The following is a 15,398-nucleotide window of genomic DNA, read 5'->3' on the forward strand; positions in this document are numbered from 1 at the left end:
GGACAATCATCACCTGCGGCCCCGGAGGACGCGCGGGGGCCAGCGTTAGGCTCCCGGTCGTGACGACGGTGGAGACGCGGGCCGGTGCCGTCCGCGGCGAGGTGGCCGGCGGTGTCGGGCGTTTCCTGGGGGTGCCGTTCGCGGAACCGCCGGTGGGGGAGTTGCGGTTCCGGCCGCCGGTGCCGGTGGCGTCCTGGACCGGCGTGCGCGACGCGACGGAGTTCGCCGCCAAAGCCCCGCAGCCGGATGTGACCGGGAAACGCTTCGTCGGCGACGAGGACTGCCTGTACGTCAACGTCTACGCGCCCGAGGCCCCCGGCTCGTACCCAGTGCTGGTGTGGATCCACGGCGGCGGCGGGGTGATGGGCGCGCCGCACCAGTTCGACGCGTCCGCGTACGCCCGCCGCGGCGTGGTCGTCGTGACCGTCGGGTACCGGCTCGGGGTGCTCGGCATGCTCCGCCTGCCCGGGGTTTCCGACGGGAATCTCTCGCTGCAGGACCAGGCTCTGGCGCTGGAATGGGTCCGCGACAACGTGGCCGCGTTCGGCGGCGACCCGCGCCGCGTGACGCTCGCCGGGCAGTCCAACGGCGGCCGCACCGTCGGGACGCTGCTGGCGGTTCCGGCGGCACGCGGGCTGTTCAGCCAGGCGATCGTGCAGAGCGGCACCGGGGTCGGCTCAGTCGTGCACACCCCGGCCGAGGCGGAAGATGTCGGCGAGGCGGTGCTGGAGGAGCTAGACGGCGGGGACCTGTCCTCACTGCCGGTGACGGAGATTTTGGCCGCACAGCAACGGGTCACGGCTCAACTCGGCACGCTCGTGTCGTACCGCGTGGTGGTCGACGGGGATCTTCTGCCGCAGCGACCCGGAGAAGCGGTCGCGGACGGTGCGGCGCGAGAAGTCCGGATCCTCACCGGAACGACGGCCGACGAACAGGACCTGTTCTCGTGGCTGCAAACCGGCGGGGCGAAACTGCTCGGCACCGGCTCGACGATGCTCGAACCGGACGTCATCGCCCGGATGACCGAGGCGTACCGGGAGCTGCTGCCGGATTGGCCGGAAGACCAGCTGGTGAACCGCGTCCGCACAGCGGGGGACTGGTGGCTGCCCGCGATCCGGCTCGCCGAAACCCAGCACGCGGCGGGCGGCACGGCGTGGATGTACCGGCTGGACTGGCGGATCGCGCCGCGCGGGAAAGGCCTCGGCGCGGCGCACGGGGTGGACCTGCCGTTCGTGTTCGACGACGTCCGCAACACCCACTGGCGCTTCCTGTTCGCCATCGCCCGCCCCGATCCGGAACGGTTGCAGGCGATGGCGAAGGAGATGTTCGAAACGTGGGTCCGGTTCGTGGCGACCGGTGATCCCGGGTGGGAGCAGTATGCGCCGGGGGATCGGGTGACGCGGGTGTTCGACGACGTCAGCGTGACGGTGTCCGATCCGGATTCGGAGCAGCGGCGGCTGTGGGGCTCGTGAGTGGCAATGCCGGTTCTAACCGGCATTGCCACTCACGAGGCGCTTAGCCGCGGACGGTCTGCGTGCCGGTGTTCCAGCCCGCGACCCGCACCGAAGGCGCGGAGCCGTGCAGATCGGCCGTGCGGTAGGTGGCGGTGAGCGTCACCGATTCGCCCGGCCACAGGCTGACCTGGTTGTCCGACCAGGACACCGGAAGCACCGGAGTGCCCGCGCTGTCCACCATGTGCGTGTCCACCATGAACGCCGGCGTCTTGCCCGACGAAGTGTTGGTGAGCTTCACGGTGGTGACAGTGGTGCCGTCCGGACCCGGTGCGGAGGTCGCCGTGGTGGCCACCTTCGCCGCGCCCAGCTTCGACAGCCCGGACAGGTCGGCGTACGACGAGGTCGGCGTGTAGTACCAGTCCGACTTGCTCCAGTTGAGCTTGTCGTCCTTGGTGGACAGCCAATACACGTTCCGGCTGACCTCCTTGCCCGCCGAATCGGTGAGCACCAGCTTCGCCAGGTAGGTGGACGAAAGCCCGCTGACCGAACCGATGTCGAGCGCCTTCGCGTGCGCGCCGCCGCCGTTGACCGACAGGTCCTGCTTGGTCTTCGAGAACTTCTTCGTGCCGTCAGTGTTGAACAGCTCGACGCTGGCGGTCAGGCCGGTCGCCTTCTTCGCGGTGGAGTTGACCACCTCGGCCGATTTGGTGTCGTACGAGTACTGGATGTGCAGCGGCTCGTTCGCCTTCTTGGCTCCGAAGTAGGAGCCGTTCTGGTCGAGGTAGGCGTCGAACAGCTGCCAGTGCAGCGACGTCCAGCCGCTGTTGAGCATCCAGTAGATGAGCCCGGTCGACGGGTCCTTGGAGTCGGTGAAGTTGCGGGAGTGCGATTCGAACTCCGCGCGGACGTTCTCGTACTGCGCCAGCTGCGCCTTGCGGACGAAGTCGTCCAGGCCCGTCGGCTTGCCGTAGCGGCCGGCCAGCGCGTCGCCGAAGATCTTCAGGTTCGCGAAGGTCTCCGATTCGGAGCGGTGGTACTGCGGCGCGGCCGGGTTCTTCCAGAGCGTTTCCAGCTCGGCGGGCGTCATCATCCGCTTGAGCGTGTCCATCGTCGGGATGTCCGGCCCGGCGCTGGTCTCGGAGTTGAAGTTCCACGCGCCGCCCGCGTCCTTGTGCGCCTTGTCGTACCAGTAGTTCGGCGGGACGTAGTCGTACGGGCCGTTCATCTTCATCCCGGACGGGCCGAGCTTCGGCGACGCCTTGGCCGACGCCGCGGAGATCACCGCGGCGGGCCAGTCCGCCGCGGACAGCGCGTCGAGGTAGCCCTTTTCGATCCGCGCGTCGGGCGCGAAGTCGCTGCCGATGTGGAACGACAGCACGCTCGGGTGGTCGCGCAGCCGCTCGGCCTCGGCGGTCATGGACGCCTTGGCGATCGGGTAGTCCGCTTCAGTCCACGGCTCGCCCTTCTCGTCGCCGTTGACCTGGCCTTCCCATTTGTCGCAGCATTCCCAGCCGGGCATGGTCAGCACGCCCATCCGGTCCGCGAGGTCGAAGAAAGCGTCGGGTTCGATGTGGCCTTCGAGCCGCACCGTGTTGAGGCCGAGGTTCTTGACGTAGGCGAGCTTGTCCGCCGCCCGGCCCGCGTCCCAGCGCAGCAGGAGGTCAGGGGACCAGCCGCCGCCCTTGATCATCAGCGGCTTGCCGTTGACGACGTACTGCCGCCCGCCGCTGGAGTTCAGCGGAGCCTTGACGTCGCGGATGCCGAAGCTGGAGTGGCTCGCGTCGGACGTGGTCCCGCCGACGGTCGCGGTCAGGTCCAGCTGCTGCATCGGCTGTCCGCCCATCCCGGCGGGCCACCACACCTGCGGCTTGTCGACGCCGATCACCGGGAACGAGACGGTCTTCTTCTCGTGCGCGGCAAGGGAAACGTCCTGGCTCACCGGTTTGCCCGCGACGGTGCCGGACACCGTGGCGCGGACCGCCGAGTCGGAGTCGTTGCGGACGTCGGCCTTGGCGGTGAGGTCGGCGTGGTCGAGCGCGGGCACGTTCAGCTTCGTGACCACGTGCGCGCCGCGGAGCGCGACCGGGCCGCTGTGCCGGACGACGATCTCGCGGGCGAGGCCCATGTTCTGGTCCGGCGGGGTCTGCGCCCAGTCGATCCAGCCCATCGACAGGTCGTTGTTCGGGTCGTTCGGGTAGACCTTGAACGCGACGCTGTTGACGCCCTCGTGGACCTGCTTGGTCACGTCGAGGTCGTGCCGGGTGTAGGGGCCGTTGATGTCGTCCTTGGTGGCGACGCGGGCGCCGTTCACCCAGACGTCGGCCTTGGAGAGCACGCCGCTGACGTCGAGGTAGGTGCGCTGCGAGGGGTCGGCGACCTTGACGTCGGCGCGGTACCACCACGGGACCTTGAAGTCCGCGGACGGCACGTTCTTCATGTTCGTGGAGTAGAACGGGTCGGAGTAGCGGCCGTTGGCGAGCAGCCCGGCGTAGACCGTCGACTGAGAGCCGACCGGGTACCAGCCCTTCGCGTCGAAGCCGGGCTTCGACACCGAGGCGTCGTCGGACACCTTGGCCGAGGACTGGATGAGATAACCGGGAATCGCGGCCTGGCCGGGCTCCGGCCCGGCCGAAGCGGCCCCGGCGACGCCGGGGATCAACGCGGCGGTCAGTGCGGCGACTGCTAACAGCCGTCCGGGCATTCTTGGCCGGCGTGGGGTCACGAGCGGTCCTCCTCGGGCTCCTGGCGGCGGCGATGGGGGAGTGGCAATTGTTAGTAAAGTTCCTTAACGATTGCCGGTGATGGTAGCCGCCCGGAGCGCCCGGGAACAGACCTCGACGGGGTCTTTTCGCCCGATTTTCCCCTGCGGTTCCGCTTAGAGCGCGTCGACGTAGTACCAGCGCCCGTCCTCGCGGACGAAGCGGCTGTTCTCGTGCTGCGACTCGTCGTGGCCCTGGTAGCGGTAGTGCGCGCGGAACTCGACAGTGCCTTCGTTCTGCAGCAGCGAGCCGCCGGTCTGGCCGAGGATCTCCAGCCGGGTCCACTCCTGCGCGAGATCGAGCCGCAGCCGCTTCGGGCGGGTGTCCGGATGCCAGGTGTCGAGCAGGTACTCGGGCTCCCCGACGGCGAACGCGCAGTAGCGGGACCGCATCAGCCGTTCGGCGGTCGGGGCGTTCTGGTCGCCGCGGTGGAATCGGCCGCAGCAGTCGGCGTAGGGCTCGGGCAGGCCGCAGGGGCAGGGGTTGGTCACGCCGCTGATTCTGTCTCCAGCGCGAGAGCCTCCTGCACCCAGGCGGTGATCTGGTTGGCGTCGACGTCCTTGGCGCTGCGCAGCTTCACGTGGGCCATTTCGCGGGCGCTCGGTTCGAGGCCGGCGCCGGTGAGCAGTTGGCCGCGCCAGAACGCGAGCGTCACGTACGAGCTGTACGCCTTCGCAAGGCAGACCGGGTTTTTGCCTGTCTTCCAGGTGGGAGCGCCGTGGTAGAGCGTGGCCGGGTGCGGCATCGCGTCGTCGAGCACCGGCAGGAGCGCGGTGTAGATCTCGCGGAGCGCTTCGGGCTGCGCGGCGACGTACTCGGCGACGGTCGTGAACTTCGGCATGGCTTCGTCCTCTCGGCGTTCTGGTGCTGCCGAGCTTGCCTTCCGATGGTTCTTCTTGTCAAGACTAATTTTTTTGTCGGTTGATGGGAGCGATCCCGAACCTCTCGATCATGAACCGCCAGAACAACGGCACCGCCTCTTCCGCGGGCCGGAAAATCCGATCGTCGTGGCCGGTCAGGGACAGATGCTCGAGGTACACCCCGCCCGCGCCCACCTGGCCGGACGAAGGCGACCGGACGGCCACGACCGCGATCGGCGGCTCATCCGGGACCGGGCGGGCCGTCGTGCATCGACGTGAGCCCTGCCAAGCGGTGTGCGCCTTCGCAGGCCAGAACGCTGTCGACGATGTCTGCCGGATGCCGGAACTCCGGATGCGCCCGCCGCCGTCTCGTGAAACCGGGCGGCGATCTCGGTCCACGGAACCTCGTCGAAGCGGTAAGGCCAAGCCCGCGAGTTCAGCCGCAACGGCTCAGCCGCGAGCCCGGCGCACCCCGGCCGCCGCAGCTTCCTGCGACCCCTTGACCGCGAGCTTGTCCGCGCGCTCGTTCTCCGGAAGCCCGGCGTGGCCCTTGACCCAGAGCCATTCGACCTCGTGGCGCTCGCAGGCGGTGTCGAGGCGCTGCCACAGGTCGGCGTTCTTGACCGGCTGCTTCGCCTGCGTCTGCCAGCCGTTCTTCTTCCAGCGCGGCATCCACTGGAGGATGCCGTTGCGGACGTACGTGCTGTCGGTGTAGATCCGCACCACGGCCGCGCGAGTGAGGCTTTCCAGCGCGCGGATCGGAGCCATCAGCTCCATGCGGTTGTTGGTGGTGACGGTGTCCTCGGCTCCGTACAGCTCGCGCTCGTGCTTGCCGTACCGGAGGAGAGCGCCCCAGCCGCCCGGTCCGGGATTGCCGCTGCACGCGCCGTCGGTGTAGATCTCCACGGTTTGTTCCGTCTGCTCCGCCACCCGGGCGACCCTACCGTTCCCACGTGCTGAGAGCCGGAATGCCATGCCGGGGCCGGTGTTGTGCCGTGGACACTCACTGAAGGGATCCGGACATGGCGGTGGAGTTCGCGCAGGCGTGGCAGGACTGGAAAGCGGAGCGGGAAAAGACGCTGGCCGATCCGTACGGCTGGCTGGCGCTGGTGTCGCTCGACTGGCTCGAGAACTCGCCCCGGACGTACCCCGGACTTCCCGGCCGATGGTGGCAGGACGCCGAAGCCGCCTACGTCGACCCGGATGGCGGGGAGTTGCGGCACGAAGGCACTTTGCTGACTGATGTCCGCCGTTTCGAGCTGGTGAACAGCGGCGCGGGCACCCGCGTGACGGCGGGCTCGGTGGAGATCGAGATCGCGCGCAGGTCGGGTTACCTGATCCGCGTCCACGACCCGAAAGCCCCAGTGCTGCACGACTTCCACGGCGTACCCGCGTACGAACCCGACCCCGCTTGGGTTCTGACCGGGCGTTTTGAAGCCTTCGACGAACCGCGGCCGACGACTGTTGGCGCGGTCGTGGAAGGACTGTCGCACGTCTACACCGCGCCTGGCCGGGTCGTCTTCGAGCGCGATGGTGTCGAGCACGCGCTCACCGCGTTCAATGGCAAGACTGGTGGGTACAGCATTCTCTTCACCGATGAGACCAGCGGCGTGACGACTTATGCCGCTAACCGTTCCCTGCCGGTCGCCGAGGCCGCCGCGGACGGGACGGTGACGCTGGACTTCAACCGGGCGGTGAATCTGCCTTGCGCTTTTACGGACTTCGCCACGTGCCCGTTGCCGCCGGAGGGGAATCACCTGCCGTTCGCGGTGGAGGCGGGGGAGAAGCTGCCTTTCGAGCGGCAGTGAGTTTTGGGTGATCAGGTCTGTGCGCCCGACCTGGGCGCACAGACCCGCGGTCACTTGATCGGATCGGCGCTGTCCCCGGCCAGGAGCAGTTGCGGCACCTGAGTGAGCGTCCAGCCGGACCCGGCCGGGGTCAGCACCCAGACGACGTCGAACCGGTCGTCCGGCCACTTCTGCGGTGCGGCGACCCCGAACGCGGCCGCGAGCGCGGGAATTTCCTCGTGCTGCCAACTGATCAAGGTCGGCTCCGTCCGCCGGGCGACCTCCGCCGCGAGCGCGCTCTCGCTGCCCTTGGCGTAGGTGGTCAGGACGGTTGTGCCCAGCCGCTCCGCCACCGGCCCGGCGGTCTCCCTCGGCCGGGTGCCCTCGCCGCCGTTGCCGCCCGCCGCGTAGACAGCGGTCGGCCGGGCGAGTCCTTCCCTTGTCGAGCCTGTCGCCGGCGCGAATAGCTCCACCAACGCGCCCGCCCGGGTCCAGCCGCGGACGGTCAGCGAGTGCGAATCGGAGTTGCCGTTCACGTCGATCCCTTGCGGCCCACCGGATCCGGCCGGTTTCTCGGCGTGCCGGATGATCATCACCCGCGCCCCGCCAGGCTGAGCGGGCGGCAGAGCCGCGGCGGTCGCTTTGGCTTGTTTTGACGCGCAACTGGTGATGAGCAGCGCCGCGCTGCCTGCCACGCCGCCTAGCAACGTCCGCCGTGACCATAGCTGCGCTGTCATGCCGCTCCCAGGTTTCTGTGCCGCGAAAGTTGACCTTCGTCTGCGTACTCGCCGGAGCCTGGCAGGGCAAAGCGGCACGCGTAATTGCGGCCGAATTCCCTTGGCGGGCTTGGGATTTTCCGTACTCTCCCGGTCGAGACGGGACAAAACGACGGACACTCGCACGGCTCAAGCCCGAGGGCTCGCTAGTCGTTCGCGGGCCAGTTCCCAGATCCGTTCCTGATCGAACGACGGCGTCCACCAGCCGTGGCTGCTCAACGCGCCCTCGTCGCGGAACCGCTTGATCACTTCGACGTGCGGCGGCCAGCGGACGAAGCCGCGCAGCGCTTCCTCGTCGCGCCAGACCGAGACCGAGCCGGTGCGTCCGAGGGTCGGCTGGCACCACAGCCACATCCCGATCGCGCCGGGAAGCTCCGGCCAGCCGCGCCCGAGCCGGAGTCCGGCCCGCGCGACCGCGAGCATGTCCCGCCGCCGGCGCGGCCGGAACTCGGTGATCGCGACGAACACCGGTTCGCCGCCGACGTTCGCCGGGCCTGCCCGCCAACCGGTCCTCAGCATGAGACGGCCCCTTCGCGCGAGGAGCCGGAATCCCGTCTTTCGGTGATGGCCGGCGTCGGCTCAGGTGAGTGGTCGGCAAGGGGATTTCCGTTGGCACGCCTCGATCTTCGCTCTTGGACGCCGCACGGCACCGGGCGGCCGAAGCCGGACGTCGCGGCGAGGCCGGTCGGCTCGTCCCGTGCCGGAGGCAGGGTAAAACGAACGATCGTGCTTTTCGTGAGGCAGAAAACGCTCATAACCTTGTCCTTTGGTCGATGCGGGTTACTTCGCGGCGGCGAGCAGGTTTTCGAAGGCGCGCCGGGTCCTCGCCTCCGCGGCGGATTCGGCCAGCAGCCGGTGTGCGTGGAAGAAGCCGAGCATCACGCCGTGCAGGTCGTGGGCGAACTGGTCCGGGTCGGCGTCCGGGCGGAACTGGCCCTCGCTGATCCCGGTGCGGAACATCTGCGCGACCGAGTCGGTGAAGTCGAGGTGGTCGCGCACCAGCTGGTCCCGGATTGGGCCGGGCTGGTCGTCGTACTCGGCGGAAGCCGACACGAAAAGGCAGCCGGGGCCGCCTTCCCTGCCTGCCGCGACCCAATGTTCGAACAGCGCGCGCACCCTGGCCTCGCCCCTCGGAGCGGCCAGCGCCGGTCGCACGACCTGATCGGCGAACAGCTCTCGCGCGTAGGCGAGGACCTGCGCCTGAAGGGATTCCTTGGACTGGAAGTGGGCGAACAAACCGCTCTTGGACATCCCGGTGTCCGCCGCCAGCGACCCGATCGTCAGCCCGGCGAGACCGATCCGGCTGGCAGTCGCGGCGGCGCGGTCCAGTACGGCCTGCCGGGTTGTCTCGCCCTTGCCCATGACACCTTTCTAGCACGATCGTTCGTTTTCGGCAGGAGCCTCGGCCGTTGTGCCGCCGCGCCAAACAGCAGACGGGGCTGCCTGAAAGTTCAGGCAGCCCCGTCAGAGAAGGTCGTCAGCTCACCAGCCGCGTTCGCGCCACTCGGCCAGGTGCGGACGCTGTTCTCCCAGCGTCGAGTCGTCCCCGTGTCCCGGGTAGAACCACGTGTCGTCCGGCAGCTCGTCGAAAATCCGCGCCGACACGTCGTCCAGCAACGACGTGAAGTCCTCCGGGGACCCGGTTTTCCCGACCCCGCCTGGGAACAGCGAATCCCCGGTGAACAGATGCCCGTGCCCCTTCGGGTCCCGGTACAGCAGCGCGATCGACCCCGGCGTGTGCCCGCGCAGGTGGATCACTTCCAGCGTTGCCTCGCCGACCTTCAGCGTGTCGCCGTGTTCGACCAGGAAGTCCGGGGGGACCGGCAGCGGTTCCGCGTCCAGCGGGTGCGCGGCGGTGTTCGCGCCGTTCGCTCCGGCGACCGCGCCCAGTGCCTGCCAGTGGTCGGCGTGCTGGTGCGTCGTCACGACGGTGCGCAGCGCGGGCCGGTCGGGGCCGTGGCCGATGAGGTCGGAGATTCGCTCCGGGTCGTTGGCCGCGTCGATCAGCAGCGCTTCGTTCTCCGCGCGGCACACGAGCAGGTACGCGTTGTTGTCCATCGGGCCAACGGAGAGCTTGGTGATGGTCAGCCCGTCCAGCGTCCGGCGCGCGGCGTCGCCGCCCGGTTCGACGTGTCCGGTGTAAGTGTCGGCGATGTTCACGAGTCCCCACGGTAGCCGGATCACCCGCGCGGCGACCACGTGGCCGTTTTTGTCGGTGCCTGCTGTCAAGATCTCCGCATGACCTCTTGGATCGACCCGCTCGCCAAGCTGGCGCGCGAGAACCTGCCGCCGGACGTGGCCGAGGCGTGGGAAACGGTGTTCCGGCCCGCGGTCCGGTTGACACCGGGCGGGACGGGCGCTCGCGTCGGCTGTCTCGGCGGGAGCCCGGCGCTGCCCGCGGACGTCGAATGGCCCGTCTGGCGGGGCGAGCTGCCGATGAACTTCGTCGCCTCGATCGACTGCGCGGCATTGCCCCGGGTGCCCGGCGGGATCGAGCTGCCCGCCTCGGGTTCGTTGCTGTTCTTCTACTGCGACGACTGGTTCCAGGCCGAGGCCCCGGTCGATCTGACCGCTCTCGGCGGGGTCGTGGTCGTTCCGGCTGACGCCGAGACCGCCGAACGGGCGGCGCCGGAGGGAGTCGACGTCTATCCGCGGCTGGAGGTGTCCGCGGAAATCACGGGCACTTTCCCGAACTCCGGGCAGGAGGTGCTGCGCCGCACGCTCGCCCGCGACGGGCTCCCGCTCTCCGATCCGGGCAACTGGTCCGAGGAGTTCTTCGACCGCCTCCGGGAGTCGGCGACCGCGCCGTACCACCAGATCGGCGGCTGCTCCTGGCCGGTCCAGGGCCCGCCGGAAGACGAGGTCGCCGCGGCGGTCCTGCCGGACGACGCGTCCGAATCGGATCTCGCCGGCGAAGCGCTGCGCTGGGCTTTGCTCGCCCAGATCGACAGCGACGGCGACGCGGGCCTGATGTGGGGCGACGTCGGCGTTCTGTACTGGCTGATCCGCGAGGACGACCTCGCCGCGGGCCGGTTCGACCGGGTCCGCTGCGTCATGCAGAGCGGTTGAGGTCAGCCGCGCCGATGCCGCGTCAGCCATTCCGTCGTGCAGCAGTGCTCGCACGGTTCGAGTTCGCCCGGGATCACCGACGCCCAGGCGATCCGGACGATCTCGTGGGTGTCGCGGCCCATCCGCTCCTGCCGCTGCTGGCCCCTGCGCAGCCAGTAGCAGTCGGCGTCGTTGTGGTAGGCGCTGCCGCCCGCCGTGCGGTATCCGGTCGGCAGGACTCCGGCGTCGAGCTGCCGGCAGTCGGCGCAGTAGGCCTTGGTCATGCCGTGCCGGCACTCGTCGTCTTCCGGAGGAGCGGCCGGCCGTCCGGTGGGGCGCGCTTCCGTCGCGCGGTCGGCCAGTTCGGCCAGCAGGGCGCGGGCGTCCGGTTCCTCGGCCGCCCGCCAGGTGATCCGGTGGCGAGCGGCGCAGGTGCGGAGCCGGGTGAGGAGGTCGTCGGACGCCTGGCCGTCCAGCGCCGTGCGCAGGTACTCGCTGTCGCTGTAGAGATGCACGCGGACCGGCCGTTTCAGGCTTTCGAGCGCTTCCAGCGCCGCCGTCACCGCCATCCGTCCTGCGGTCGTCTCCGCCGCCCCGCCGGCGAGGGATTTCCGATGTTCGCCGTAGGCCAGCAGCGCGGACCAGCCGCCCGGTCCCGGGTTGTCGCTGCCTTTCCCCGCCGCGTAGATCCGCACGGCTCCGGCTTCGTCGCTTGCCACGCCCAGAACCTATCGGCCGGGTCCGGCAGGTTCCGGAAAACCCGCCGGAACGCCCTGCCCCCGCCCGGTTCCCGGGGGCCGTGCACCCGGGCCGGGCAGCCTTCGCCGACCTGTATCGTGGAACCGGGCCAGCCCGCGCATCCGCTCCGCCGCGCGGGGCCTCCGACAGCGTCCGGCGACCCCGCCGCGGGCCGCTTCCCCCGGCCCCCGGAGAGCGGAAAAGCCCAGGCAGAACACGTGCGGTCCGGTTTTTGTCGGTGGTCGTCCCTACCCTGGGCACGTCCGTCGGCACCGGATCTCCCGGCGGGCCACCGAGCAGAACGATGGAAGGGACGAAGGCGTGGCTGATCGCCTCGTTGTTCGCGGAGCGCGCGAGCACAACCTCCGCGGCGTGGATCTCGATCTGCCCCGCGACAGCATGATCGTGTTCACCGGCCTGTCCGGGTCGGGCAAGTCGAGTCTTGCCTTCGACACGATCTTCGCCGAGGGGCAGCGGCGGTACGTGGAGTCGCTGTCGGCGTATGCCCGGCAGTTCCTCGGGCAGATGGACAAGCCGGACGTCGACTTCATCGAGGGCCTCTCGCCCGCGGTGTCGATCGACCAGAAGTCGACCTCGCGCAACCCGCGGTCGACCGTCGGCACCATCACCGAGGTCTACGACTACCTGCGGCTGCTCTACGCCCGCGCGGGCAAGGCGCACTGCCCGAAGTGCGGCGAGGCGATCAGCAAGCAGACGCCGCAGCAGATCGTGGACCAGGTGCTGGAAATGCCCGAGGGCACCAAGTTCCAGGTGCTCGCGCCGGTCGTGCGCGGGCGCAAGGGCGAGTACCTCGACCTGTTCCAGAACCTGCAGCAGCAGGGCTACGCGCGCGTGGTCGTCGACGGCACGGTGCACCCGCTCACCGACCCGCCGAAGCTGAAGAAGCAGGAAAAGCACCAGATCGGCGTGGTGATCGACCGGCTCGCGGTCAAGACCAGCGCCCGGCAGCGGCTCACCGACTCGGTGGAAACGGCGCTGCGGCTGGCCGACGGCCTCGTCGAACTCGACTTCGTCGACCTCGACGAGAACGACCCGCACCGCGTGCGCGGCTTCTCCGAGAACCTGGCCTGCCCCAACGGACACCCGCTGGCGATCGAGGACCTCGAACCCCGGTCGTTCTCGTTCAACTCGCCCTACGGCGCGTGCCCCGAGTGCACCGGCATCGGCATCCGCAAGGAGGTCGACCCGGAGCTGGTGGTGCCCGACGACGAGCTGTCGCTCGCCGAGGGAGCCATCGCGCCGTGGGCGGGCGGGCAGAGCGCCGACTACTTCCTGCGGCTGCTGGAATCGCTGTCGGAGGCGGTCGGGTTCCGCATGGACACGCCGTGGCGGCGGCTGCCCGCCCGCGTGCAGAAGGCGGTGCTGCACGGCGTCGACGAGCAGGTGCACGTCCGCTACCGCAACCGGTACGGCAGGCAGCGCTCGTACTACGCGGCCTTCGAGGGCGTCATCCCGTTCCTGGAGCGGCGCCTCGAGCAGACCGACTCGGAGTACATGCGCGAGCGGTACGAGGGCTACATGCGCGAGGTGCCGTGCCCGGCGTGCCAGGGCACCCGGCTCAAGCCGGAGATCCTCGCGGTCACGCTGGAGCACGCGACGCAGGGCGACCGGTCGATCGCCGAGGTCTGCGCGCTGTCCATCGCGGAGGCGTCGGAATTCCTCGACCAGCTGGTCCTCGGCCCGCGCGAGGCGATGATCGCGGGCGCGGTGCTGAAGGAGATCCAGGCGCGGCTGCGCTTCCTGCTCGACGTCGGGCTCACCTACCTGTCGCTCGACCGCGCCTCCGGCACGCTGTCCGGCGGCGAGGCGCAGCGCATCCGGCTGGCGACGCAGATCGGCTCCGGGCTGGTGGGCGTGCTGTACGTGCTGGACGAGCCGTCGATCGGCCTGCACCAGCGCGACAACCACCGGCTGATCGAGACGCTCACGCGGCTGCGCAACCTCGGCAACACGCTGATCGTGGTCGAGCACGACGAGGACACCATCCGGGCCAGCGACTGGGTGGTCGACATCGGCCCTGGCGCGGGCGAGCACGGCGGGCACATCGTGCACAGCGGCCCGTACAAGAAGATCCTGAAGAACAAGGAATCGATCACCGGCGCGTACCTGTCCGGGCGGCGGCAGATCGAGATCCCGGCGATCCGGCGGCCGGTCGACAAGAAGCGGCAGCTCACCGTGGTGGGCGCGCGCGAGCACAACCTGCGCGGCATCGACGTGTCGTTCCCGCTCGGCTGCCTCGTGTCGATCACCGGCGTGTCCGGGTCGGGCAAGTCGACCCTGGTCAACGACATCCTCGCGCAGGTGCTGGCGAACAAGCTCAACGGCGCGCGCCAGGTCCCGGGCCGCCACACCCGGGTCAACGGCCTCGCCAACGTCGACAAGCTGGTGCGCGTCGACCAGTCGCCGATCGGCCGCACGCCGCGCTCCAACGCGGCCACCTACACCGGCGTGTGGGACCACGTGCGCAAGCTGTTCGCCGCGACCACCGAGGCGAAGGTCCGCGGGTACCAGCAGGGCCGCTTCTCGTTCAACGTCAAGGGCGGGCGCTGCGAGGCGTGCGCGGGCGACGGCACGATCAAGATCGAGATGAACTTCCTGCCGGACGTCTACGTCCCGTGCGAGGTGTGCAAGGGCGCCCGGTACAACCGGGAAACGCTCGAGGTGCACTACAAGGGCAAGACGGTGTCCGACGTGCTGGACATGCCGATCGAGGAGGCGTCCGAGTTCTTCGAGCCGATCAAGGCGATCCACCGGCACCTGCAGACCCTCGTCGACGTCGGCCTCGGCTACGTCCGCCTCGGCCAGCCCGCCCCGACCCTGTCCGGCGGCGAGGCCCAGCGCGTGAAGCTGGCGAGCGAACTGCAGAAGCGCTCCACCGGCAAGACCGTCTACATCCTCGACGAGCCGACCACCGGCCTGCACTTCGAGGACATCAGCAAGCTGATCGGCGTGATCAACGGCTTGGTGGACAAGGGAAACACGGTGATCGTGATCGAGCACAACCTCGACGTGATCAAGACGTCCGACTGGATCGTGGACATGGGCCCGGAGGGCGGGTCCGGCGGCGGAATGGTGATCGCCGAGGGAACGCCCGAGGAGGTGGCGGCCACCGAGGGGAGCTACACCGGCGAGTTCCTCGCGGAGGTGCTGAACCCGGCCTGACGCGCGGCTTGCCCGCACCCGGCCGCGCTTCGAGACGATGCGAGACAGGAAGAGCCGCCCGGTCCCCGTACCGGGCGGCTCTTTGCTGCGCGGCGGGCGGGGTCAGTCCTTTCCGGTCGTGCGCTCGACGACGGGGGAGAGCGGGCCGTAAGACAGGGCGCGGATCCGGAAAGTCGAGCCTTGTTCGCCGGGCAAGAGGGACAGCGCGCATTGAGTCGCGTTGGGATCGGTTACCTCGACCGGGGCGAAATCCGGGGTGCCTGGACGGCGGATCTCCAGCAGGAAACCGGCTTCGTCGGCCGAGTGGTCGGTCCAGGCGAAGTGCAGGCTCTGGTCCGGTGCGGGAGTCGCGGTGAGGTTGGCCGGGGCGCCGGTCGGCGGAGGAGCAGCGGTACCGGATTGAGAAGCATTGCCTGCCGTGACGGTTGCCGATACCGGACCGGCGAAAGAGCGGATTCGGTAGTAGAACGGCGTTTCCGGGATCAGGTTCGGGTGGGTGTAAGAAGTCTGGCCGGGCGGGAGGTACTGCAGCGCGGTCCACGGGCCGTCGGCGGCGTTGGCGTATTCGAGGAGGTATCCCGCCGCGGCCGGGTCGGAGGGCCAGTGCAGGACGACGTTCGTCGGCGAGGTGAGGGTCGCGGTGAAAACGGGAGCGGCTGGAGGCGCGGGGGAGCCGCAGCCGACTAGCGTTGCGGTCAGCAGCGCGGCGAGGGCGGTTCGGGCGGCTAATGGCACGGCAGGCCTCCTCGATGGTTCAGGCGGCGGCGTACCCAAGGGACGGCCAGCCTAGGAA

The 15,398-nt window shown here is 69.5% G+C and carries 14 protein-coding genes; 4 read left to right on the plus strand and 10 right to left on the minus strand.

The annotated features are described in order from the left end of the window. Positions 1-59: 59 nt before the first annotated feature. Positions 60-1,472: a carboxylesterase/lipase family protein gene (locus ACZ7OI_RS47070; RefSeq protein WP_470270614.1), complete on the plus strand. Its 1,413-nt coding sequence runs from the start codon at positions 60-62 to the stop codon at positions 1,470-1,472. Positions 1,473-1,515: 43 nt separating this feature from the next. Here the strand turns inward: ACZ7OI_RS47070 and ACZ7OI_RS47075 are convergent, their stop codons facing one another. The 4 genes from ACZ7OI_RS47075 to rnhA all read right to left on the minus strand — a co-directional run bounded on the left by ACZ7OI_RS47075 (position 1,516) and on the right by rnhA (position 6,003). Then, positions 1,516-4,155, minus strand: a complete 2,640-nt coding sequence (locus ACZ7OI_RS47075; protein ID WP_470270664.1) for a glycoside hydrolase family 2 protein — start codon at positions 4,153-4,155, stop codon at positions 1,516-1,518. Between the two features lie 174 nt (positions 4,156-4,329). Then, positions 4,330-4,704 carry a YchJ family protein gene (locus ACZ7OI_RS47080; protein WP_470270615.1) on the minus strand — a complete coding sequence of 125 codons (375 nt, stop codon included), beginning with the start codon at positions 4,702-4,704 and terminating at the stop codon, positions 4,330-4,332. Then, positions 4,701-5,054 carry a DUF1801 domain-containing protein gene (locus ACZ7OI_RS47085; protein WP_470270616.1) on the minus strand — a complete coding sequence of 118 codons (354 nt, stop codon included), beginning with the start codon at positions 5,052-5,054 and terminating at the stop codon, positions 4,701-4,703. The genes ACZ7OI_RS47080 and ACZ7OI_RS47085 overlap by 4 nt, the downstream gene beginning before the upstream one ends. Before the next feature lie 469 nt (positions 5,055-5,523). After that, positions 5,524-6,003, minus strand: a complete 480-nt coding sequence (rnhA, locus tag ACZ7OI_RS47090) for a ribonuclease HI (RefSeq protein ID WP_470270617.1) — start codon at positions 6,001-6,003, stop codon at positions 5,524-5,526. A gap of 92 nt (positions 6,004-6,095) precedes the next feature. On the opposite strand from rnhA, the gene ACZ7OI_RS47095 reads away from it, so the two are divergent. Then, positions 6,096-6,881, plus strand: coding sequence for a DUF1684 domain-containing protein (locus ACZ7OI_RS47095; protein ID WP_470270618.1), 786 nt, complete (start codon positions 6,096-6,098; stop codon positions 6,879-6,881). A gap of 50 nt (positions 6,882-6,931) precedes the next feature. Here ACZ7OI_RS47095 and ACZ7OI_RS47100 read toward each other — a convergent pair whose 3' ends face one another. The 4 genes from ACZ7OI_RS47100 to ACZ7OI_RS47115 all read right to left on the minus strand — a co-directional run bounded on the left by ACZ7OI_RS47100 (position 6,932) and on the right by ACZ7OI_RS47115 (position 9,796). Then, the gene (locus ACZ7OI_RS47100) at positions 6,932-7,597 is read right to left on the minus strand and encodes a hypothetical protein (protein WP_470270619.1); all 666 of its coding nucleotides are present in this window, start codon (positions 7,595-7,597) and stop codon (positions 6,932-6,934) included. 168 nt (positions 7,598-7,765) lie between these two features. Continuing rightward, complete coding sequence (locus ACZ7OI_RS47105) at positions 7,766-8,155, minus strand: hypothetical protein (protein ID WP_470270620.1); 390 nt, start codon at positions 8,153-8,155, stop codon at positions 7,766-7,768. A 261-nt stretch (positions 8,156-8,416) separates the two neighbouring features. Continuing rightward, positions 8,417-8,998: a TetR/AcrR family transcriptional regulator gene (locus tag ACZ7OI_RS47110; protein WP_470270621.1), complete on the minus strand. Its 582-nt coding sequence runs from the start codon at positions 8,996-8,998 to the stop codon at positions 8,417-8,419. Between the two features lie 120 nt (positions 8,999-9,118). Further along, positions 9,119-9,796 (minus strand): MBL fold metallo-hydrolase, encoded by a 678-nt coding sequence (locus ACZ7OI_RS47115; RefSeq protein WP_470270665.1) that lies wholly within the window; start codon positions 9,794-9,796, stop codon positions 9,119-9,121. Positions 9,797-9,874: 78 nt separating this feature from the next. On the opposite strand from ACZ7OI_RS47115, the gene ACZ7OI_RS47120 reads away from it, so the two are divergent. Next, positions 9,875-10,705: a YwqG family protein gene (locus ACZ7OI_RS47120; RefSeq protein WP_470270622.1), complete on the plus strand. Its 831-nt coding sequence runs from the start codon at positions 9,875-9,877 to the stop codon at positions 10,703-10,705. Between the two features lie 2 nt (positions 10,706-10,707). Here ACZ7OI_RS47120 and ACZ7OI_RS47125 read toward each other — a convergent pair whose 3' ends face one another. Then, positions 10,708-11,403 carry an RNase H family protein gene (locus ACZ7OI_RS47125; protein WP_470270623.1) on the minus strand — a complete coding sequence of 232 codons (696 nt, stop codon included), beginning with the start codon at positions 11,401-11,403 and terminating at the stop codon, positions 10,708-10,710. Positions 11,404-11,743: 340 nt separating this feature from the next. Between ACZ7OI_RS47125 and uvrA the strand changes: the two genes are divergently transcribed. After that, complete coding sequence (gene uvrA, locus ACZ7OI_RS47130) at positions 11,744-14,605, plus strand: excinuclease ABC subunit UvrA (protein ID WP_470270624.1); 2,862 nt, start codon at positions 11,744-11,746, stop codon at positions 14,603-14,605. Positions 14,606-14,707: 102 nt separating this feature from the next. Here uvrA and ACZ7OI_RS47135 read toward each other — a convergent pair whose 3' ends face one another. Beyond that, complete coding sequence (locus ACZ7OI_RS47135) at positions 14,708-15,340, minus strand: fibronectin type III domain-containing protein (protein WP_470270625.1); 633 nt, start codon at positions 15,338-15,340, stop codon at positions 14,708-14,710. Positions 15,341-15,398 lie beyond the last annotated feature (58 nt).

The sequence above is a fragment of the Amycolatopsis sp. NPDC114503 genome (assembly GCF_055633655.1).

Excerpts from the sequence above, each read along its gene's own strand:
- ACZ7OI_RS47075 (WP_470270664.1), bottom strand. The coding sequence starts at position 4,155 with ATGCCCGGACGGCTGTTAGCAGTCGCCGCACTGACCGCCGCGTTGATC.
- ACZ7OI_RS47085 (WP_470270616.1), bottom strand. The coding sequence starts at position 5,054 with ATGCCGAAGTTCACGACCGTCGCCGAGTACGTCGCCGCGCAGCCCGAA.
- ACZ7OI_RS47095 (WP_470270618.1), top strand. The coding sequence starts at position 6,096 with ATGGCGGTGGAGTTCGCGCAGGCGTGGCAGGACTGGAAAGCGGAGCGG.
- ACZ7OI_RS47100 (WP_470270619.1), bottom strand. The coding sequence starts at position 7,597 with ATGACAGCGCAGCTATGGTCACGGCGGACGTTGCTAGGCGGCGTGGCA.
- ACZ7OI_RS47105 (WP_470270620.1), bottom strand. The coding sequence starts at position 8,155 with ATGCTGAGGACCGGTTGGCGGGCAGGCCCGGCGAACGTCGGCGGCGAA.
- ACZ7OI_RS47110 (WP_470270621.1), bottom strand. The coding sequence starts at position 8,998 with ATGGGCAAGGGCGAGACAACCCGGCAGGCCGTACTGGACCGCGCCGCC.
- ACZ7OI_RS47120 (WP_470270622.1), top strand. The coding sequence starts at position 9,875 with ATGACCTCTTGGATCGACCCGCTCGCCAAGCTGGCGCGCGAGAACCTG.